16 protein-coding genes and 1 riboswitch are annotated in these 19,892 nt (G+C 53.8%); of the genes, 3 read left to right on the top strand and 13 right to left on the bottom strand.

The genetic code is table 11. The features are described 5' to 3' along the window. Positions 1 to 38 precede the first annotated feature (38 nt). Positions 39 to 632 (top strand): Maf family nucleotide pyrophosphatase, encoded by a 594-nt coding sequence (locus C5O23_RS05695; protein WP_107031985.1) that lies wholly within the window; start codon positions 39 to 41, stop codon positions 630 to 632. A 56-nt stretch (positions 633 to 688) separates the two neighbouring features. On the opposite strand, the gene C5O23_RS05690 is transcribed toward C5O23_RS05695, so the two are convergent. Continuing rightward, complete coding sequence (locus C5O23_RS05690; RefSeq protein ID WP_107031984.1) at positions 689 to 1,774, bottom strand: hypothetical protein; 1,086 nt, start codon at positions 1,772 to 1,774, stop codon at positions 689 to 691. A 92-nt stretch (positions 1,775 to 1,866) separates the two neighbouring features. Here C5O23_RS05690 and C5O23_RS05685 point away from each other — a divergent pair, with 92 nt between their 5' ends. Next, entirely contained in the window at positions 1,867 to 2,823 is a 957-nt protein-coding gene (locus C5O23_RS05685) for a DMT family transporter (RefSeq protein WP_107031983.1), read from the top strand. Between the two features lie 12 nt (positions 2,824 to 2,835). Here the strand turns inward: C5O23_RS05685 and C5O23_RS05680 are convergent, their stop codons facing one another. Beyond that, entirely contained in the window at positions 2,836 to 4,032 is a 1,197-nt protein-coding gene (locus C5O23_RS05680; RefSeq protein ID WP_107031982.1) for a C1 family peptidase, read from the bottom strand. Positions 4,033 to 4,190: 158 nt separating this feature from the next. On the opposite strand from C5O23_RS05680, the gene C5O23_RS05675 reads away from it, so the two are divergent. Continuing rightward, on the top strand, positions 4,191 to 4,808 hold the full coding sequence (locus C5O23_RS05675; RefSeq protein WP_107031981.1) for an outer membrane beta-barrel protein: 618 nt from the start codon (positions 4,191 to 4,193) through the stop codon (positions 4,806 to 4,808). Positions 4,809 to 4,990: 182 nt separating this feature from the next. Here C5O23_RS05675 and C5O23_RS05670 read toward each other — a convergent pair whose 3' ends face one another. The 11 genes from C5O23_RS05670 to C5O23_RS05620 form a co-directional block, all read right to left on the bottom strand. After that, positions 4,991 to 6,985 (bottom strand): TonB-dependent receptor, encoded by a 1,995-nt coding sequence (locus C5O23_RS05670; protein WP_370528414.1) that lies wholly within the window; start codon positions 6,983 to 6,985, stop codon positions 4,991 to 4,993. A gap of 65 nt (positions 6,986 to 7,050) precedes the next feature. After that, on the bottom strand, positions 7,051 to 8,115 hold the full coding sequence (locus tag C5O23_RS05665; protein WP_107031979.1) for a glutaminyl-peptide cyclotransferase: 1,065 nt from the start codon (positions 8,113 to 8,115) through the stop codon (positions 7,051 to 7,053). Positions 8,116 to 8,409: 294 nt separating this feature from the next. Beyond that, positions 8,410 to 10,182, bottom strand: coding sequence for a PKD-like domain-containing protein (locus C5O23_RS05660; protein WP_240597699.1), 1,773 nt, complete (start codon positions 10,180 to 10,182; stop codon positions 8,410 to 8,412). 15 nt (positions 10,183 to 10,197) lie between these two features. After that, a complete protein-coding gene (locus tag C5O23_RS05655; RefSeq protein ID WP_107031978.1) occupies positions 10,198 to 11,331 on the bottom strand; it encodes a DUF4465 domain-containing protein in 1,134 nt (377 codons plus the stop codon). Between the two features lie 223 nt (positions 11,332 to 11,554). After that, positions 11,555 to 11,802, bottom strand: a riboswitch (cobalamin riboswitch). Positions 11,803 to 11,896: 94 nt separating this feature from the next. Continuing rightward, on the bottom strand, positions 11,897 to 14,332 hold the full coding sequence (locus C5O23_RS05650; RefSeq protein ID WP_107031977.1) for a transglycosylase domain-containing protein: 2,436 nt from the start codon (positions 14,330 to 14,332) through the stop codon (positions 11,897 to 11,899). Between the two features lie 329 nt (positions 14,333 to 14,661). Then, positions 14,662 to 14,976 carry a helix-turn-helix domain-containing protein gene (locus tag C5O23_RS05645; RefSeq protein WP_107031976.1) on the bottom strand — a complete coding sequence of 105 codons (315 nt, stop codon included), beginning with the start codon at positions 14,974 to 14,976 and terminating at the stop codon, positions 14,662 to 14,664. Positions 14,977 to 15,142: 166 nt separating this feature from the next. Then, a complete protein-coding gene (locus C5O23_RS05640; RefSeq protein ID WP_107031975.1) occupies positions 15,143 to 15,730 on the bottom strand; it encodes a DUF4230 domain-containing protein in 588 nt (195 codons plus the stop codon). 68 nt (positions 15,731 to 15,798) lie between these two features. Beyond that, complete coding sequence (locus C5O23_RS05635; protein WP_107031974.1) at positions 15,799 to 16,428, bottom strand: DUF4230 domain-containing protein; 630 nt, start codon at positions 16,426 to 16,428, stop codon at positions 15,799 to 15,801. A gap of 107 nt (positions 16,429 to 16,535) precedes the next feature. Next, positions 16,536 to 17,675 carry a galactokinase gene (gene galK, locus C5O23_RS05630; RefSeq protein ID WP_107031973.1) on the bottom strand — a complete coding sequence of 380 codons (1,140 nt, stop codon included), beginning with the start codon at positions 17,673 to 17,675 and terminating at the stop codon, positions 16,536 to 16,538. 41 nt (positions 17,676 to 17,716) lie between these two features. Next, a complete protein-coding gene (locus C5O23_RS05625; protein WP_107031972.1) occupies positions 17,717 to 18,622 on the bottom strand; it encodes a sugar phosphate nucleotidyltransferase in 906 nt (301 codons plus the stop codon). 3 nt (positions 18,623 to 18,625) lie between these two features. Next, positions 18,626 to 19,756: an aldose epimerase family protein gene (locus tag C5O23_RS05620; RefSeq protein ID WP_240597697.1), complete on the bottom strand. Its 1,131-nt coding sequence runs from the start codon at positions 19,754 to 19,756 to the stop codon at positions 18,626 to 18,628. Positions 19,757 to 19,892: the final 136 nt, after the last annotated feature.

Genomic DNA, 19,892 nt, shown 5'->3' with positions numbered 1-19,892 from the left:
ATCCATCATACTATCTCCTACATATTCCGAACGAAAAAATGTTTCATCCTCTTGACAATCTGAGCGGCTATGAAGTGATCCTCGCCAGCGGATCTCCCCGCCGCAGGGAGCTTCTGGAAATGCTCGACGTTAATTTCCGTGTCGACACATCCCATCCGGTCGACGAGATCGTCCCTGACGGCACTCCCGCTGAAGAAGTTCCGGTTTATCTATCGCGTCTTAAAGCCTCGGCCTATCCCTTGGCTCCCGGCGAAAAGAAAGTGGTCATTACGGCCGACACTGTGGTCATCCTTGATGGCAAGGTGCTCGGAAAGCCTGTAGATGAGGCTGATGCCTGCCGTATGATAACTCTTATGCAGGGGCGTGAACAGAAAGTGGTCACAGGTGTGACCGTGCGCACTCCTGACCTTTGCCAGACATTTTCTGCCGAGTCAGTCGTGGACTTCGCTCCTCTGGCAGCCGATGAGATAGCCTACTATGTGGCGAAATACAAGCCTTTCGACAAAGCCGGAGCCTATGGCATCCAGGAATGGATTGGCGCCGCCGGAATCAAGGGCATTTCAGGCAGTTTCTACAATGTGATGGGCCTCCCTGTGCAGCGTCTCTACTCCGTATTGAAAACTCTTGTTTAGAGGGTGTTATGAAACACCCTCTTGGAGGTTGTTTTCTGACAACCTCTTTGGATGGCTCATTGTGTCTGTTCCCCGATCTCGGTCAGAGTCAGAGCGAAACCGTCTGACGGAGGCAGTAGAATGGTAGAGCCTTCGAGGTCAGCTTCATCAGCCCTGTGCCGCCACGCAAGCAGAGCCGGAGTCTGCAGCGACAGCTTTTCTCCAATTTTAATAGCTGCCACCCCCATTGTCATGCGCAGATTCATTTCCACGCAGGGCATCAGTTTCATCTCCCCATTCTCGCGATAGACCATCATGTCAATGCCGAGCCATCCCTCATAGCTGCCGCCTGCAAGTCGGCTCAGTATCTCCTCTTCGCGACTGATGGTATCAGCCAGCATCTCTGCAGGCAGGTATCCGCAGATAATTTCGTGGAGGCGGCTCTGCGGAGCCACAATGTTTCCGCTGTACATGCCTCTTGATTCAGCCTTGAACACAGACCAGCCTCTGAAACACACCCGACCGCCTTCTGCATGGAAAAGCGCCGCGAAATCAAGCTCTTTGTCAAGCCCGCGCTCCACCATCACGCTTCCCTGGCGGTGTATAATGCCTGCAGCCCGCTTGTAGAGCGCCTTTTCGTCAAGCGAACGCGCGCAGAACACACCGCGCCCGCTCCCTGACCACGGCGACTTGATGAAACATCCGGGCGAAAGCCTCTCTGCCTCGACCACTGACTCCGGATCTGTAGCCTCTGTCGGAACCGGATAGTCTCCCCCAAGACCTTTTATGATTTCTATTGTCATGCGCCGGTGGCTGAGCCGGCGCAGCCGTCCGATCATCTCGTCTGACGGCAGTGTTTCCGGCCTGACCCCTGCCAGCGTGAACTGCCGTTTGGCATCGGCGCTCCATCCCCAAGGAGCAGGAGTGGCTTTCACAGGCTGCCCGGTGAAAATATTGCCGTGAAGGCCGAACCTCTCTTTCAGCTGCCCGGCATCAGCCGCCAGTCCTTCCGGGGCGATGACCAAATCATCCTCCCCGGCCCACCACAGAGGCAGCAGAGCACCCGCCCGGTGGATGGCGGCTGCGTGGGGCGGGGGAGTATAGTTGCGGCATCCCAGTCCGAGTGCGAGATCGTTTTCAGGATTGAAAAGATGGAGTTTCACAGATGGCGTTTTAGATGATTTGACAATTTTTAGCAGTGCAAATTTACTCAATATTGTTGTTAAAATGAAAGACCTTATAAAAACACACCTCTATGGCCAATACTCCGATCGATCCCGACCTGCGCCCGCGTTCTGCCGGTGAACTGATAAAAGGCAACCTGCTGATCATGTTGTCAACAATATTTTTCGGTGTCAACATCCCTGTTGCCAAGCTTCTGATACCCGAATGGATGTCATCGGTCGATCTTACCCTTTTCAGGCTTGGAGGGGGCTGCATACTGATGTGGCTCGCCTCGTTGTTTGTGAAGACCGAGCGCATCTCGCGTCATGACTACTTGCGCATATTCCTTGGCGGCGCCCTCGGCCTGTTCTGCTTCATGTATCTCTTCAACATGTCGCTGCGCTATGGCGACCCGATTGACATTTCCATCATCATGACCTTCCCGCCTGTGTTCGTCATTCTGATCGGAATCCTGTTTCAGCACCGTCGGGCCACTCTGCTTGAGATCGGCGGAGTCATCGTGGCCTTTGCCGGAGCCGTAATAGTCATAGCCTCGAATCATGGCAACGGGCATGGCTCCGACAGACTGCTCGGCGATCTTCTCGCTTTCGCCTCAACTCTCTGCTATGCTTTCTATCTCGTCATTCTCGAACGCCCCATGCAGACCTATCGTCCGGTCTCCATGCTCCGCTGGGTTTTCCTGATGTCATGTATTCCGGCCCTGTTCCTGCTTCCGTCATTGCCTCACGCCGCAATATTCCATTCCACATCATGGCTGCCCTGGGCCTGCATCACCTTCGTGTTGCTCTGCCCCACATTCCTGTCTTACTTCCTGATCAACCCCGCAGAGAAACTCATTGGCAGTGAACTGGTTTCGATGTATCAGTATTTCCTCCCGGTCGTGGCTACAATCGCCTCGGTGATAATGAAAGTGGCCACAATCCGTTGGTTCCAGATTGTGGCCATGTTGCTTATAATCGCCGGAATGGTGATGACTGAACTTGCTAAACGCCGTCAGCGCCTCCGCTCAGGCTCCTGCAAGCCGTAAGATTTCAAAAAATCAGATTTTCATCTTCTTGGCGATGCTCTTTGGAATAGCCTCGCGGTTCACGAGAATGTCAAGAGTCTTTGCAAGGAAGTAAGGTTCTGACACGTAGAAGAAACCGTCATAAACGTGGTTGGTATCCCAGGAGTTCTTCACCTTGTAGTATTTGTTGCCTTCCTGGTCAACGGCCTTTCCCACTATCACCATGCCGTGGTCATCGGTAGTCTCCTGCTTGTCAAACATTTCCTGACGGAGTTCCTGGGTCACTGTGATTTCCTCGCGCGGACCGGAGATCTTGTTGCTTTCCTTCTCCCGGTCTCTGTCGCTGAGCTTCACCCAGCGGGCGAGTTCGGTTCCGTTCATGTCTTTCTCGGTTTTCTTTTTGGGAATCACAGCGTAGCCGTCGGTCCAGTTGAAGCCGGGTTCGCTGACATCGGCAGCCCAGGCTACGGAATAGCCGTTGTCAAGAGCGTTATCAACTATGGCTTTCATCTCTTCCATAGGCACATTGTGATATTTCTCCCAGAGCCAGTTGTCAGCCACTTCGATAGCGAATGACTGATAGAACGGATGGTGGGTGAATGAGGTTACGGGGATATAGTCGGCCGCGTTGATGCCGAGTGACTGTGCGAAACTCTGCGGAGTGTAGGTCTTGCCTTCATACTCGAATGTTTCGGGCAGTTCGCCGAAATATGCGTCGAGCGCTCCCTTGAATGCCTTTTTCCATACTGGAGACTTGGTTTTGGCTCTGTTCACGGAATTGACCATAGAGGTGAGCACCGAACTGAGTTCGGCGTGCTCGTGCTTCTCGGTCCCATATTGCAGACCGGTGTATGCTTCTTCAGGCACAAGTCCGTAGTTGACCATCACATAAGGCACATCGAGAGTACTGCCGCCTTGGGCGAAGTTGATGGTGCCGTTCATGCGGATATACTTGTCAGCTTTGTCATTGTAGCAGTGGCGCACAATGAACATCTCGCTGAGATCCACTTCCTTGCCTGTCTTGCGGAGGATTTCATCCTCAAGGAAAGAGATTCCGGAGAAACTCCAGCAGGTTCCTGACTTGTTCTGGTCTTTGACCGGAGTGGTCTTGACTAACTTCACATCGGTGAATTTGAAGCCGCCGACGGTGTCGTTTTTCGCCTTGCTTTCATCTGCGAAAGCACCGAAAGCGAGCGAGAGAGCTACTGTGCCTAAAATGTATTTTTTCATGTGTATCCGGTAGTTGGTATTACTGAATTACGTTGTTGGGATGTGATGAATGATTGATGCAAAGTTATGATAAAATTATGTCATATCAAGAAATTTAAAGAAAAAGTTGTAACTTTGCGTTCGTGTTTTACAAAAAAGTCAATTTACTTATAAAGTTTATGAACAGGACACCCCTTAGATTCATTATATTTCTTCTGGCTCTTCTCGGAGCGTTCGGTGCATCGGCCCAGTTCCGCTGGGGTCCTACCGTCGGAGTCAATTTCAACAGCTTCAAGTTCAAGCAGAAAATCCTGACCGTTGATCAGGGCTTTGGAGAATCTGCCGGTATCAACGGCGAAATGATGTTTCCGGGCATCGGCTTCGGCATTGACCTCGGCCTGCGCTATGAACAGCTGGGAGCCTCGCTCAATATGGGCGATTTTCCTATGTGGGAAGACTCTTATGGCAAGGAACGCATCTATATCCACAACATCCAGATCCCCTTCCATCTGAAATTCAAATACACCCGCTTTCAGGGATTCGAGGACTATCTGGCTCCCTTCGTCTTTGGCGGACCGACCTTTGACATCCAGGTGGCATACGGCAAATGTGACGCCATGAAATTCTCCGGCGGAGACCTCGGTCTGACAGCCGGTATCGGAGCCGAAATCCTGAAAAACTGGCAGCTCTCAGCCTCCTACACATGGGGCATGACTTATGCGCTGAAGGCAAAAGTCCTGACAGACTACAGCGCCAAAAACCGCACCTGGGACATACGCGTCACCTACTTCTTCTGATCTCCGACCGGTAAAGCATACTGCTTTTCTCCCATAAAAGTTCTTAAAATATTTCGCACCCTGACGAATGTCGCGACATTCGTCAGGGTGCGTTGCATTTTGGTAATTTCAATCAGAGGTGCTAAGAATCTGGCTGACAGACAGCGATGCCTCGGACTGGCCGGATAACATAGCCGGCCGGATCACTTTTTCTTTCCGAACTTCGGCGTTATGCCGATGAAAAATTCGAAGTTGATGCCGGGCATAGGGCGCGAAAGCACCGAAAGATAGTCTTCGTTGAAAAGATTGTTGACTGCAAGTTTCAGCGACAGATCGACAGGCTTGAACGACAGCCCTTTTTCGAGAGAGATATTGCTCATGAAATACTCAGGAAGATGTCCGGTGAGGGTATAGTCGTTGCTCGACATGGTGAACCGCTCGGAATACCAGCACCATTTATAAAGAAATCCCCACGAACGCCATGACAGCCGCCCCGTCAGCGATGCCGAATGCTTCGGCACGTATGGCAGCTGCTTGCCAACCGACTGGTCGGCAGGTGACATCTTTTCTCCCTCATTGATCGACGGGGTCCACGAATATGACCCGTTCAGATCGAGAAACCATCCCTTGAACGGCTGAACGCCGAGATTGCCGGTGACCTCAACGCCATAGGCATGCACCTCCTTGACATTGCGGGGTGAGAAAAATCCCTTGGTGGTCGGCAGCCATATTATCCAGTCGTCGATACGAGAGTCAAACCAGGTGACACTTCCGCTCAGGCTGTAGACTTCCTTCTTGCCTATCTCGAAGCTTGCGCCAAGATCATAGGTGAAACCGTGCTCATTGCGCAGGTCAGGATTACCACCCGGCAGGAAATAGAGGTCGTTGAGAGTCGGAACGCGGTAGTTGCGTGAAATGGAGCCCTTGAGAGTGACGTTGCCTTCAGGCAGCACAACCCCGTCAATGAAAAATGCCGGAATCAGAGGCGACCAGTCGGAGCCGAACATCTCTTCGCGCACCACCACTGACATGCCCAGCCTGTCAATGGGCTGCCATTTGGCTGAGGCAGATCCCGAAAGCTCTATGCGCCCTTTGTCATAGCCTACTATCGCCTTGTCGCCGTCCTGGAGTATGATGTTTTTGTCCTGACTGCGCACAAAGTGCTGGTGAGCCGAGAGATTGGCGGTGAAAAACCACTTGCGGCTCGGAGTGTATTCACCCTCGGCCTGCCCGTAGATGGTGTTGACCTTGCTGCGTGAGCGGGTCATCGAGGCCCAGTTGCCCTCGGAGACTTCCCGCCGGTAGTCATAGGCCATCCATGTGTGGATATAGCCACCTTTCAGCCCGGCTTTCCATTTGGAGCGGGTGTGGTCCCATGACAGCACACTGCGGAATGTCTGTTCCCGCTGGCGGTTTTCAAAGTCTGCCTCGTTGCCGTAGTCGGTGGTCAGCATCGGCAGTTCGCGGTTCGAGTCGATATACCACGCATTCAGTCCCAGACGGTCACCTTTGAGCGTATTGTAGTAGACCTCTTGCAGAATGTGGGTGTCTCTGAACGCTCCGCTGCGGTTGCGCTCCTTAGGGTGATACTGGCCTATTATGTTGTGGTCATCGTCATAGATATTGACCTTTTTGTCGTGGTTGATATATTTGTAGTCGTTTGGCGACGAGGAGTGGACTGCGCGGGTCGACACATGCCATTTGTCGCTCCCGTAGGTCAGGCGCGCGAATTCATCGAAGGTGCTGAACGAACCGATGCCCTGTACATACTGCACGTTGAAGCCCTCAGGAGTGTCAGGCTCGGTGGCGAGTTTCACCAGACCGCCCAGACCGCCGCCGGTTTCGTTGACCGACGATGTGCCGTGGAGCAGCGATGCCTGGTCTATGAAATAGGAGGGTATGGTCGAAAAGTCGGTCATGCCGAGCATCGGATTGTTGATGCGCATACCGTTCCATGTCACCTGTGTATGGCTCGGAGAGGTGCCTCTGAACGCCACCGTCGAAAGGGTGGCGCGGCCGTAGCTTTTGACGAATATTGAGGAGTTGAACGCAAGAATGTCGGCCATCGAAAGGGCTATGTTCTCTTTGAGCATGGCGCTGTCGAATGTGGTCTTGGTCACGCCGATCTCTTTCATAGGACGTTTGGCTCTGACCACCACCTCGCCGAGCTTATAGGAACGCTGCGCGAAACCGGGCATGATTCCGGCGAGCAGCAGAAACAATATCAGAATTTTTTTCATAGATGCAATCCGGTAAGTAACTGTCATTTCCAGCAGAAGGCACCCGGTGTTATGCCTACATAGAATTCATCGATAAGCTCACCCTGCGGACTGTAGCGGTAGATCATTCCTTGTTGCTGATAGTCTATGGCATCCGCCACATAGACTTCGCCGTTGAAGGGATTGACTGTAAGTCCGTAGTATTTTGTGTCGCGGTATTCCAGAAACGGTCTCACCGGCAGACGGTCTGCGGTGACATCCATCCTCCAGATGTCATTGTTGATCCAGTAGAGCGTATCGCCTGTGCCGTTGAGCTGCACCTCCGAAGGCCAGTCGCCGAATTTGAACTTGAACTGCTTCTCGATGGTGAACGTCGCGGCATCGATGCGGTAGAGCGACGGTGCCTCATGGCCGTAGGGGCTGCCTTCATAGCCGCCGTCAGTCACGGTCCACATCTTGTCATATCTGTCAAGCACCAGTGATGTAGGCTGGATGCCTACGGTCAGCTGGTCGACCACCTGATCAGTTTCGGTGTCGATCTTTATGATGCGGTTCTGGTAGCTCCAGCAGTTGCAGTACACATATTTGCCGTACTGCACCATCTGTTCGGTCGATCCGCTTTCCATAGTCATGTCAGGCACCGTGATATAGCCGGTGATTTCATATGTCTTCGGGTTGACGATGAAGATACGGTTGTCCCACAGCTGTGTGACATAGGCCTTCTCATCGCTCAGAAAGTGGATATAGCGCGGTGATGTCAGATTCTCTATGCGTCCGGCCTCTTTGAAGGTGTTGAGGTCTATGGCGAAGATGACGTGTGAGTTGTTGACCACTATCCACCCCTTGTTGTCATAGATGCTCATCGACTGGGCCACATCGCCGAGTTTCATGCCGTTGGCTCTGAAAAATACCTCGTTCTGCACGGTGTTTGTGGCCGGATCGTAGTAGCTCAGAGTGGCGTTTCCGTACTGGAAGTTTCCTTCATTGGTTATGAAAAGGCCCGATCCGGTGACATCGAAGTCTTCCGTTTCGCCGTAGTCCCACTCCATACACCCGCCCAGGGCCAGAGAAGAGAGTACCAGAATGAATATTGAGAATGGTTTCAGCATTGATTTCACTGTCATTTGTCTTGTGTGCGTTTAAGCGCCGCAAAATTACTTCTTTTATGCGAGAATGCCAACTGCCTGCTGTCTGCGGCGCGGATGATCGGAGGTCCCGCCGGGCTGACGGATGCAAGGGAATCTTTTTTGTCTGGTCGTTTTCAGGCCAGAGTATCCTGAAAGTCTCAGACGGCGGGAACACTGTCATTCCCTTGCGTCCGTCAGCCCGGCAGGGCCTGCCGGTCGGCAGAAAAAAGAGTAAAGTTTGGAGTTATGGTCTAATGGTTCAGGCTTCTGTCATGCCTACTGAGGCATCAGCGAGAGGTCCTGAAAATTGAACACTTCGGTAGAGACTTCTCCGAGCCATCCGGATTTGGAATTGACTCCGGTCTGTACCTTTATGAAGTCGATATACTGGAGATTTATATGCGTCAGGTCCGGATACATCGCGTTTTCGATCAGGAATCCGTTGCGCTGTCCTTCGCCGCCTGAGCCGTTCGGGCCGCCGAGGTCGTCACTGCCTTTGTTGTCGGCATAACCCCAGCCGAATGCGCTGTTGTCCCAGAAACCGGAACTTGGGTCCTGAGAGGTCCGGGCTGCCAGGCAGGTGCCGTGGAGGGTATATGAATCAGCTTCGATCCAGGCCGGATAGTAGTAGTCCTGACGGTGGAAGGCGCTTAGATAGTCCACACAGCCGTCGCCACCGTAGTTGTCGGTCCACTGCACATTCATCTTCGGCCCGGCAGGGCGGTAATAGGTCACTGCATAGTCCTGACGTGTGCCGGCGTTTCCGGTCTCCGATCCGCGCAGTTCATACCATTCATCATCGGGAAGTCCGTTGCCGTTGACATCCTGCATGACATAGATCACACCGGGCTCGTTGGAGCCTCCCGATCCGGTTGTAGCGTTGAAAAACGCATTACCCATGACGGCGAAATCAAACTGCCCGTCTCTCTTGCTGATACTGTGGTCGAAACCGACTATTATATAGCCTCCGAACCCTCCGAGAGAGACAAAGGCTTTCTTGGCAAGTCGCTCCGAGGCCCACGCGTTTGCCTGGGCAAGTGTTGTCTCATTGCCGGTCATTCCTCCGGTTGAAGTCTCGCCTATGAACTGGCCAGGAGCCGGAACCCATTCAAACACCTTGGTGCTCTCGGCCGAACTTCCGGCTGAAGCTCTGCGGCAGCGCTGCGCCTCTGTGGCATCCACGCAGACCACTTTGACCGATGCGCTTGCCGTCTCGTCGACCGTCAGGCTGACAATATATTCGCCCGGCGCATCGGGGGTGAAGGGGAAGGTCCGCGCAGTGCATTCGCTTGCCACTCCGTCAACCGTCCATGAGAATTTCCGGGCCGCAAGATTTTCGATTAGCGGACTCAGAAACACGGGGCGTCCGGCAAACGTGTAGCGTGTGGTTGATGTCTGGAAATATGACGGTGTAGGGAATGATAGGCTGTAAGGCAGCTTGTCGGCCACACATATGCTGATCTCCACCGAATCTTCGCCATCGGCGTTCCAGGCTCTGACTGTCAGCTTGTAATCACCCGTCTCCCCGGCTTCGAAGCGGTAGTCCATATCCGAGCCGACTTCCACACCGTCGAGTGTCCAGCTGATCTTGAAATCCGGGCTGTCACTGTTGCTGATCTCCGGGCGGAACACATATTCCGATCCCACGGCGAGCGTCAGAGAGTTGCCTGCAAGAGGAAGTGAAATTATCGGAGCGGCCGGATCGACCACGTCCACTCTCAGGTCTTCGCTGGAACTCCCGGCCTTGTTGCTCACGGTGACGGTCACGTAATATTCGCCCGTCTCGGTCCACTGCCGGGTGAATTCCGCAGTGGTCGCGGCCTCGGTGCCGTCTACAGTCCAGAGATACGAGGCACCCTCGGCATTGCGGTAGGCCGGAGCTATCGTCAGTTCGTCGCCCGCATTCACCGTATAGATTCCGCTCTCGCTGTCAAGGATGATATGCGGTTTCGCCGCGTTGTCATTCTCGATCACCTCGTCGCGGTTGCATGAAAAGAGCATAGCCCCCGCCAGAAGTATGGCGGTGGCTGTGCCCGTTCTTTCTATCATTCTGTCCATATTATTTTATTCTTCGAAGCGTACTGCCACGTCATCATAGGCGAAATAGGCAGGCTGGCTGAAGCCGTAGCCGTTGTCCGATGATCCGGTCACGTTGAACTCAACTTTAGCCACTTTGCCTAACTCGGAAAGGTCCCAGCGGGTCCAGTCGCGGACAATGTAGTCAGGCCCGTTACACATATAGAACTTGCTTTCGCCTGCCTTGCTGCCATCGGCTGCATATCCTGTAGCTACGATCTGCACCCAGTCGTCAGGACCGATCTTGGCGGTGAGGCCGTTGCCGGAGATATAGCAGTTCATGGCATATGTGGAGTTCATTACCCACATATGATCTATGATGCGGGCTTTGCCGTCGGCAAACTCAATGGCCGGGAGTCCCTCGTTCATATTGAACTGCGAGCCGTCAAGATATCCGTAGTGCATGGCGAAGTTGCTTGATCCGTTGTGGCCTCCGGCACCATAGACTGAGAGCTGGTGTGAGAAATCGCCGTGGCTCAGATCTGTGTCGGCATAATTCGAGATGGCGTGGCCGCCGCTCCAGTAGCAGTACATGTCGAAAGCCGGCGGCATGGAGTGGCGCAGTTCGGTATTGTTCTGGTCATACCAGCTGTATGGATCGTCCATGCCATAGCCGTCAGAGCCGTAGAGCAGCTCGCCTCCATACTGCTTGCTGTCAATGAGGTCGCTCCAGGTCGAGATTGTCTTGTTGCAGTATGGGAGTGTGAAAGAATTGAAGTGCGCGTCTGCGTCCTCGAAAGTCAGGAAGCGCAGTTCGTAGGTCGACACCTCGATCGCTGCCTCTGCCTCGATTTCGTCTTCTGACATGGTCGAGATGATGATGTTGCCTTTGCAGGTAACGTCGCGCTCTTCGTCAGAAGGTGCGGTGACGGTCAGAATGCCATCCGAGTAGTCAGCCGTCCAGCCGGTCGGAGCCGAGATGGTGATTTGGGCGATGTTGCTGGCATCCACGCTGTAGGTCTTGCTTTCGCCACGGTTGAAATCCTGGACTCCTTCGCAGCCGGTGATGACAAATTCCGGAACCAGGGGTTCGGGTGCGTCTTTGTCGTCAGAGCAGCTGGTCATCGGAAGCATACAGGCCAGTGCGACGATGCACGGCAGGTAGAAAAACTTTGTAGTCATGTTATCATTTATTGGTTAAAAATGCCGAAAAGAAAAATCCGCGTCTTTTCTGCGGTTTTGCGCGCGAAAAGATGCGGATAGGATGATGCAATTGATTACATTGTTTTTCTCTTTCCTGCCTTCGGCTCTGATCATGGTGCCGTGTTCTGACTCCCTGCCTTGTAGCCGCCGATGGTTGCTGAAAGAGTGGATTCCTGTCTGTAAATTCCCGCAGACGCAAAATTCATATGTCAGGAAAATGGCAGGTCTTCTGACTTGTTCCGGCCTGTCTGCGCCTTCTCGTCCTCCCTCGGAGCCTTTCAGCTCTGTCAGGTGTGGGGCAATGGCTTTTGCAGCAGACCTTTCCATCCGGATTGAATGGAGTGGAACTTACAGCAGCGGGTACTGTTCCGGATTTGCACCGGATTCCCTTTTGTGCTCGTTGTCTGCGTGACTCTTCACGTCCGAGCAACCATTTTCGCCGACAAAGGTAACGAATTTCGTCAACTTTGCAAAATTATTTGACAAAGGGCCGCATTTTCATGCAGCCCTCTGTCAAATATACTCGGATTGTCAGTCGAAGTAATCAGTCAAAGACTCCTTCCATCGAGGTGTCTTCGGCATTGTTGTCGGCATCCACTTCCTCGTCATAATAGCCGTAGAACTCTTTTTCACAGAGATCCACTCCGGCCGGGAAGTCGAAGCGGGCGCTCTGACTGTAGTTCAGGCTCTTGTCGGCATAGACTTTTTTCATGAAGCGGCCATAGATCGGGAGGGCCATAGCGGCACCCTGGCCGTAGGCCATAGTGTTGAAGTGGATGAAGCGTTCCTCGCCGCCGACCCAGGTGCCGGCCACAAGCTGCGGGGTGAAGCCCATGAACCAGCCGTCGGCATTGTAGTTGGTAGTTCCGGTCTTGCCTCCCATTTCGGCGGTCAGTCCGTAGCGTGAGCGCACTCGGTGGGCTGTTCCCTCGTTGACCACATTGAGGAGCATCGAGAGTATGCGGTAATAGGCTTTCTCGCTGATCACTTCGGTGTGGCGCGGAGAAAATTCCGAAATTATATTGCCGTTGTTGTCGGCTATGGCGGTCACAAACATCGGGTCGACTCTCATGCCGTTGTTGGCAAAGGCCGAGTAGGCGGTGACCATTTCCTTGACCGAGACATCGGCCGGACCGAGACAGAGCGACATCACCGGAGGCAGGTCGGCAGTGATACCGAAATTGTGCATTGTTCTGACGAGCGATGGGGGAGAGAGCTGAGAGATCAGGCGTGCCGAAATCCAGTTGTTGGAGTTGGTGAGCGCCCAGCGGAGATTGACCATCTCGCCGACGCGCGCCGATCCGGCGTTTCGCGGAGCCCAGACGCGGCCGCTTTCGTCAGTGATCACCGGCTGGGTGTTGGAAAATTCATCGCAGGGGGTGAAACCTTCTTCCATCGCATAGGTGTAGAGGAAGGGCTTGACAGTAGAACCGATCTGGCGGCGTCCGGTCGACACCATGTCATACTGGAAGTAGCCGAAATCAGGACCTCCCACATATGCTTTGATGTGGCCGTTGAGCGGATCCATTGCCATGAATCCGGTGCGCAGGAACATCTTCTGGTAGAGCACTGAGTCGAGCGGTGTCATCACCGTGTCAACAGAACCGTGATAGGTGAACACCTTCATTTCGCGGGCCGTGTTGAACGCCCTGTCTATCTCCTCGCGCGAGGCGCCGGCCTTTACCATTGTGCGGTAGCGGTCGGTGTTTTTCATCGCGTTGCGGATCAGGTGGTTGCGGCGTATTTCCGACAGCTCGGCGCGGTCAGAGGTGTAAGGCGCTCCGCGTGTTCCGCGCTTTTCGCGGAAGAATGCCGGCTGGAGGTAGCCGCCGAGGTGTTCGGCCACAGCCTCTTCGGCATAAGCCTGCATGCGGGTATCGATTGTGGTGTAGATTTTCAGACCGTCTGTATAGATGTCATATTTCGAGCCGTCAGGCTTGGGATTTTTCTCGATCCAGCCGAAAAGCGGATTGGTTTCCCAGGCAATCGAGTCATCTACGTATTTCTGGGTTTCCCATGATCGGTAGTTCTGCCGTTCGGGCTTGTGGGCGCGCAGCATGCGGCGGAGTTCTTCGCGGAAATAGGGCGCGATTCCGTCTTTGGCATCCACGCGGTTGAAGTCGAGGGTCAGCGGGAGCGCCGACAGAGAGTCAAGCTCGGCTTTGGTGATCTTGCCGGCTTTTTCCATCTGTGCCAGAACCACGTTGCGGCGCTGCCGGGTGCGCTCGTTCTGCCTCACGGGGTTGTAATACGATGGATTTTTCACCATACCTACCAGTGTGGCGGCTTCTTCTATCTTAAGATCCTTAGGGGCCTTGCCGAAGTAGACGTGTGCGGCTGATTTGATGCCCACAGCGTTGTAAAGGAAGTCAAACTGATTGAGATACATCTTGATGATCTCCTCCTTCGAATAGTAGCGTTCGAGTTTGACGGCGATCATCCATTCGATGGGTTTCTGCATGGCGCGCGACAGGAATCCGCTGCTTGACGGCGAGTAGAGCTGCTTGGCAAGCTGCTGGGTCAGAGTCGATCCGCCGCCTGCGTTCTTGTTGCCCATGAGCACGGTTTTGAACAGAACTCGTCCCAGGCCTCGCATGTCGATGCCCGAATGTTCCTCGAAGCGCACGTCTTCAGTCGAGATAAGCGCATCGATTACGTGTGGCGACACCTCATCGAAGTCAGCATAGACGCGGTTGCCGGTGCCTACGAAATAGCGCCCGATCTCTTTGCCGTCAGCCGAGTAAAGCACCGAGGCAAAGCGGTCAGTCGGATTTTTAAGCTCTTCAACGGGAGGCATGTAGCCTATCACTCCGTTGTAGACAAGGAAGAGGAAGAAAAAGACTCCGATAACGCCGAGAGCGAAGACAGTCCAAAGCGTGGCTATCAGTCCGCGGTGGCTTTTCGCTTTCTTGGCCTTGCCGTTTCCGGCTCCGTTTTCGTTTTTTCTTTCGTGGAGAGTATTCTGATCAGTCTGTTGCATGGAGATTTTGTAGAGGGGCGGGAAGATCCCGATGACTGGTTGTTGAGTGTAATATATTAATAAATATATGTACGCGCGCGTAAGAGAATCCGGCTCTTGCTTGACTTCGCTGTACTTCAGTCTGCAAAATTAATAATAATTCGGCGAAATGCAAAGCAGCTTTTCAGTCTCTTCAGCCATCACTGCCCGCAGGCCGTCAGATATTTTTACACCGGCAGCATAAAAATCAAGGCTGGCTCCTTGATTCCCGTTCCCTCCGACGTGCTCTAAGTCACAATTTAATATGAGAGGTGAGCAAAAATCACGCACAGCAAAGTCAAATAATCAAATCAGTTCACAAAAGTTGGTATGAACTGGATACCGAGAACGGCTGCGATGCGGAAGAAGCTCGACAGTTGAATGTCGGCTTTGCCGTTCTCGACGCGGGCGATGTAGCTCTGCTCGCGACCGAGTTTTTCGGCGAGCTGCTTCTGTGTGAGGTTGAGTTCCTTGCGACGTTCACGGAGCATATTACCATAGAACCACGCGAGAGATTCCTCGTTGAATTGCTCGCGCGAGGGAGTGCCGGGTGCGCCATATTTCTCATCAAGCATTGAGTTGGCGGTTGAGAGTTTGGCTAACTTTTCGGGGTTTATCTGTCTCATAATTCCAGGCGTTTTATATACGATGCGGACATATTGCCCGTTGCGTTCCTCAGAATTCATGGCGCAAAGATAACTAATTAGTAATAATTAGACAAATGAAATGAGCGGAAAGTTCACGGTGAGCGAATTATACTACCGCACCGCAGGCCGTCATGTTTTCGGCTGTTCAGGGCTTGAAATAGCCTCCGGGGGCAGGATCAGAGATCTCAACCGGAGATGCCGACATGGCCGAGAGCATCTGTGAGAGCGTTGCGGCGGCATCGGCCCGCGCCTGGCGCACATAGCCTTTGGCGTAGATTTTCCGGCGGAAGTTGTCGATGACCTTGCGCTTGATGTCGTTTTCTTCGGCGGTGGTGAATCTTGTCGAGCCGAGAAGTTTTTCGTTCCAGGTGTCTATCACCTCATATGATCCGGGCAGTGTCGATTCGTGGATCTCGACAGTTTCCGGCGGCAGTGTCACTATTATGGTGTCGCCTTTCATCCGGGTGGCGGCGCTGTCGAGGTCAAAGGAGATGAAGCCGCTGAGAGTGGTGCGGGCAAAAATATGGCGGGTTCCGATGTGGGCTTTTATGGGCACGTCTTCAATAAATTCGACTGTGCATAGCTCCATTGCTGGCTTTATTTCGGTGACAAGGGCCTGCTGTATCTTGTGGGTCGAGGCCTCAGGGGAGTTTTTGAATCGGATGGCGAGAAAAATTACGGTGGCTGTGAGCGCCAGAAGTACGGTCCAGCGCAGTATGCTGAGTAGTTTCATAATATCAGTGTCTGTCAGTCTTTTGATGAGTGGCTAAAAGATTGAACCTAAAATTGTTTCTGAAATATCTAATCTTTGAAACGGATGCTGACATCTATGCCCTGGCTCCGGCCCCATTGGGTGAAGTAGGTCACGGCCTTGGTTTTGGCAAGTTCGGTCAGACGTGAGGTGAACGCCGGGTTCTGTCTGACCTCTTCTTTGAGCAGACGGTTCATTTCTTCTTTCAGCGCTGCGCGTTCGTCTGCATTGATTTCGGAGCGCAGTCCGGTGACTCGATAGTGCTCTTCGCGTATCTCGGCATCGCGGCCTGTGAATTCGATTTCGATGGCCGGAAGTGTGAGCTGCATGCTTTTGCCGTCGGCGCTAAGGCTGATGTCGGCCGGCGTGAGTTTTTCAAGATCAATGTAGGCGCGCAGATATGTGTCATATGAATAGGCGGCTTTGCGTGATCCGGGTTTGATGGCGGCAAGCAGTGCTGAGGCGGTCTGTTTCAGGCCTTGGGCTTCGCTCAGCCGGATGTCATCTATGGTGGCCATCTTTGAGAGAGTCATGCGGCCTACAACGAGTTTCTTTACTGCACGGAGTTCTGAATAGTAGGTGCGGTCCGGATCTGACGGTTTCTCGCGGCAGCCGCTGAGGCTTGTGGCAAGAAGGGCCGACAGGAGCATTAAAGTCAGTGTTATTCGGGCTTTAATCATTTTGCTTGGTTCTTCAGTGTGTGTCTGTTATTAAGATCGGGTTGTATAAAGGTCCCGCATCAGTGTGCACACCGGGCACACTGATGCGGGGACCGGTTTGGGGGTGCTTATTCCACGCGGCGGGCACCGTCGGAGATTACTACGTCGTAGATCTTCGGCTGGTGGCCGTAGCGGGCGTTGAATTTTTCAGTGACTGTGGCAATGAAGTTGTCATAGATGCCGTCGGCCACGAGGTTGATGGTGCAGCCTCCGAAGCCGCCTCCCATGATCCGGGAGCCGGTCACTCCACATTCTTTTGCTATATCGTTGAGATAGTCGAGTTCCTCGCATGAAACTTCATAGTCTTTCGAGAGGCCGTGGTGGGTGGCATACATGAGTTTGCCCACGGTCTCGATGTCGCCGCGGTTGAGGGCTTCGCAGACGTCGAGCACTCGCTCCTTTTCTTCGATGACGAATTTTGCGCGCATGTAGTCTTCGGCCGAGATGTCGGCCTTGACAGCATCAAGCATCTCCATGTCGGCGTCGCGGAGGGTGTCGATGTCCAGACGGCGGGCCACGTTCTCGCATGACTGGCGTCGCTTGTTGTAGGGTGAGTCAACGAGCTCATGCTTGACCACTGAGTCGACAAGCACCAGGCGGTAGCCGTCGAGTTTGAAGGGGAAATATTCGAATTCGAGCGAACGGCAGTCGAGGCGGATCAGGCAGTCTTTCTTGCCGAACACCGAAGCGAACTGGTCCATGATGCCGCAGTTGACACCGCAGTAGTTGTGTTCGGTCGACTGGCCGATCTTGGCGAGTTCGAATTTGTCGATAGTGTTGCCGTTGAAGAGGTCGTTGAGTGCGAATGCGAAGCATGATTCAAGTGCTGCTGACGATGAGAGGCCTGCGCCGAGGGGCACGTTTCCCGCAAACACCGCGTCGAAGCCTTTGACCGAACCGCCGCGCTTGATGGTCTCGCGGCATACGCCGAACACGTAGCGGGCCCACTGCTGCGAGGGGGCATCGGCTTCGTTGAGTCCGAACGATGCTGACTCGTCGAGGTCTATCGAGTAGAGGTTGACCTTGTCAGTGCCGTTGGGACGGATGTCGGCCATGATGGCTTTGTCGATGGCTCCGGGGAATACGAAGCCGCCGTTGTAGTCAGTGTGCTCGCCGATGAGGTTGATGCGTCCGGCTGAGGCATAGAGAGAGCCTTCGCCTCCGAAATGCGATGCGAAAGCCTCGCTGACTTTGGTTTTGAGTTCCATGATGGTGTTGAATGTGTATTGGGTTTGTGAGAGATTTTTGATCAGAACATTTTGTCCGGATAGATGCCTTCGGCGTGGAGCTGGGCGAATTTCTCGACCACTCCGGGACGGTCGGCGGCATAGGTTACGCCAAACCAGCGCGAGTCTGTGTCAAGCACTTTGACGGTGGCTTCGCCTGAATGGATGAGAGTGTCGATCACGAGCGGAATGAAGAACTCGGCCTTCGGAGTGTTGAGATCCTTGTCAAGGAAGGTGCGGAATTCGCGCTCGGAGTAGTCGAAATAGTCGGATGTGAATCCCCAGAGGTTCATTGACACGGGGGTCATCGGGTCGAGGGTCTGCTCGATGCCGTTTTCGTCAGTGAAGACGATGTCGCCGTTGGGGGCGTAGGAGATGGCGGTGCGTTCTACCACTCCGGTCAGATTGCCGTCAGCGCCTTTGGAGCATACGCCGCGGGCCACGGAGCCGTTTTCTGTCATGGTGTTGCCTACGCGGAAGCCTACCATCGAGTAGTCGCCCTTGCGGTCGCGGGGACGCATGAGGTCTTCGGCCATCACGCGGAAGGCATCGCGGCCGTAGAAGTCATCGGCATTGATCACGGCAAAAGGTTCGCTGATGACCTCGCTGCCCATCATCACGGCGTGGTTTGTACCCCAGGGCTTGGTACGGTCAGCCGGACATACATAGCCTTCGGGAAGCTTGTCTGTTGCCTGGAATACCACTTCGACCGGAATGTGGCCTTCATATTTTGAGAGAATCTTCTCGCGGAAATCTTTTTCGAAATCTTTACGGATTACAAAGACAACTTTGCCGAAGCCGGCCTGGATCGCGTCATAGATTGAGTAGTCCATGATGGTCTGGCCCTGGGGGCCGAGCGGATCAAGCTGTTTGAGACCGCCGTAGCGGCTGCCCATGCCGGCAGCAAGTACAAAAAGGGTTGGTTTCATGACTCAGAGAGTTGTGAATTTAAAGATTATTGTTTCGTTATATTTTTCGTTGGGATTGAGGCGTGAAGTGGGGAATTTGGGATGGTTGGGGGCATCAGGGAAGTTCTGACATTCGATGGCCACGCCGTCATAGTCGCTGTAGGCGCCTGATGAGATGCTTTCGGGGCAGCCTGCGAGCCAGTTGCCGGTGTAGACCTGCATGCCGGGCTGAGTGGTGGAGATGCGGAGTTCGCGGCCCGAACGGTCGGAGCGCAACACGGCAGTCTCCTGAAGCCGGCCCTTGGAATATCCGTCACACACCCAGCAGTGGTCATAGCCTTTGCCTACTTTGAGGGGGTGGAAGTCGGCGTCGATGTCGCGCCCTATGGCTTTGAATTCTGTGAAGTCCATCGGAGTGTCCCTGACGGGCGCGAGTTCTCCGGTGGGAATCTGGGTGTCGTCGGTGGGCAGATAGCGGGAGGCCTTGAGCCTGAGCTGATGGTCAAGCACTGAGCCTGCATTCTCACCATCGAGGTTGAAATAGGCGTGGTTGGTGAGATTTATGACTGTCGGCGCGTCAGTATCGGCCTGGAGCTGGAGGGTGAGTTGATTGTCATCGCTCCAGGTGTAGGTTGCTTTGACGTCAAGATTGCCTGGGTAGCCTTCTTCGCCGTCGGCAGCGCGATAGGTGAATTCCACACTGTTGCCGTCGGCGCGGCTTTCCCAGATGCGGTTCATGAAGCCTGTCGGACCGCCGTGGAGGGCGTTGGGGCCGTTGTTGACGGCCAGTGTGTAGTCTTTCCCGTCAAGCGAGAAACGGCCGAGGGCTATGCGGTTGGCGAACCGGCCGGGTACCTTGCCGGCGCAGGGGCCGTCGGCGAGATATGATGCGGGATTCTTGTAGCCGAGCGCCACGTTGGCCAGACGGCCTTCGGCGTCGGGAACATTGATTGCCAAAATGCCTGCTCCGAGTGACGACAGTGTCACCGAAGCGCCTGATTTGTTCGTAAGAGTGTAGAGTGTGATTTCTCCTGCGGGAGAGTTTGCTTTTGAGATCTGGATATTCATGTAATAGGAATTGATGAAGCCGCTGACGGCATGCCCTGAGGGTTGTTTGTCTGTTTCTTTACGGCGGTCTCCGGCAAGGAGAACCACCTATTTATAGTTATTAAATGCAAATATAGTAAATATTCATCGTCCTGCCAATACCGCAATCCCAAAAAACCGGCCCCGGCTGTTAAAAATAGTTCATCCGGCCTCGGTATGGAGCCGGGCCGGATGAGTTGTGATG

The organism is Duncaniella muris (assembly GCF_003024805.1).
Lineage (GTDB): Bacteria > Bacteroidota > Bacteroidia > Bacteroidales > Muribaculaceae > Duncaniella > Duncaniella muris.
This window is presented reverse-complemented; position numbering and strand designations above follow the sequence as displayed.

What these genes read in the sequence shown, in the direction of transcription:
- C5O23_RS05695 (WP_107031985.1), top strand. Translation starts at nt 39, where the DNA reads ATGTTTCATCCTCTTGACAATCTGAGCGGCTATGAAGTGATCCTCGCC.
- C5O23_RS05685 (WP_107031983.1), top strand. Translation starts at nt 1,867, where the DNA reads ATGGCCAATACTCCGATCGATCCCGACCTGCGCCCGCGTTCTGCCGGT.
- C5O23_RS05680 (WP_107031982.1), bottom strand. Translation starts at nt 4,032, where the DNA reads ATGAAAAAATACATTTTAGGCACAGTAGCTCTCTCGCTCGCTTTCGGT.
- C5O23_RS05675 (WP_107031981.1), top strand. Translation starts at nt 4,191, where the DNA reads ATGAACAGGACACCCCTTAGATTCATTATATTTCTTCTGGCTCTTCTC.
- C5O23_RS05670 (WP_370528414.1), bottom strand. Translation starts at nt 6,985, where the DNA reads ATGCCCGGTTTCGCGCAGCGTTCCTATAAGCTCGGCGAGGTGGTGGTC.
- C5O23_RS05665 (WP_107031979.1), bottom strand. Translation starts at nt 8,115, where the DNA reads ATGCTGAAACCATTCTCAATATTCATTCTGGTACTCTCTTCTCTGGCC.
- C5O23_RS05660 (WP_240597699.1), bottom strand. Translation starts at nt 10,182, where the DNA reads ATGATAGAAAGAACGGGCACAGCCACCGCCATACTTCTGGCGGGGGCT.
- C5O23_RS05655 (WP_107031978.1), bottom strand. Translation starts at nt 11,331, where the DNA reads ATGACTACAAAGTTTTTCTACCTGCCGTGCATCGTCGCACTGGCCTGT.
- C5O23_RS05650 (WP_107031977.1), bottom strand. Translation starts at nt 14,332, where the DNA reads ATGCAACAGACTGATCAGAATACTCTCCACGAAAGAAAAAACGAAAAC.
- C5O23_RS05645 (WP_107031976.1), bottom strand. Translation starts at nt 14,976, where the DNA reads ATGAGACAGATAAACCCCGAAAAGTTAGCCAAACTCTCAACCGCCAAC.
- C5O23_RS05640 (WP_107031975.1), bottom strand. Translation starts at nt 15,730, where the DNA reads ATGAAACTACTCAGCATACTGCGCTGGACCGTACTTCTGGCGCTCACA.
- C5O23_RS05635 (WP_107031974.1), bottom strand. Translation starts at nt 16,428, where the DNA reads ATGATTAAAGCCCGAATAACACTGACTTTAATGCTCCTGTCGGCCCTT.
- galK (WP_107031973.1), bottom strand. Translation starts at nt 17,675, where the DNA reads ATGGAACTCAAAACCAAAGTCAGCGAGGCTTTCGCATCGCATTTCGGA.
- C5O23_RS05625 (WP_107031972.1), bottom strand. Translation starts at nt 18,622, where the DNA reads ATGAAACCAACCCTTTTTGTACTTGCTGCCGGCATGGGCAGCCGCTAC.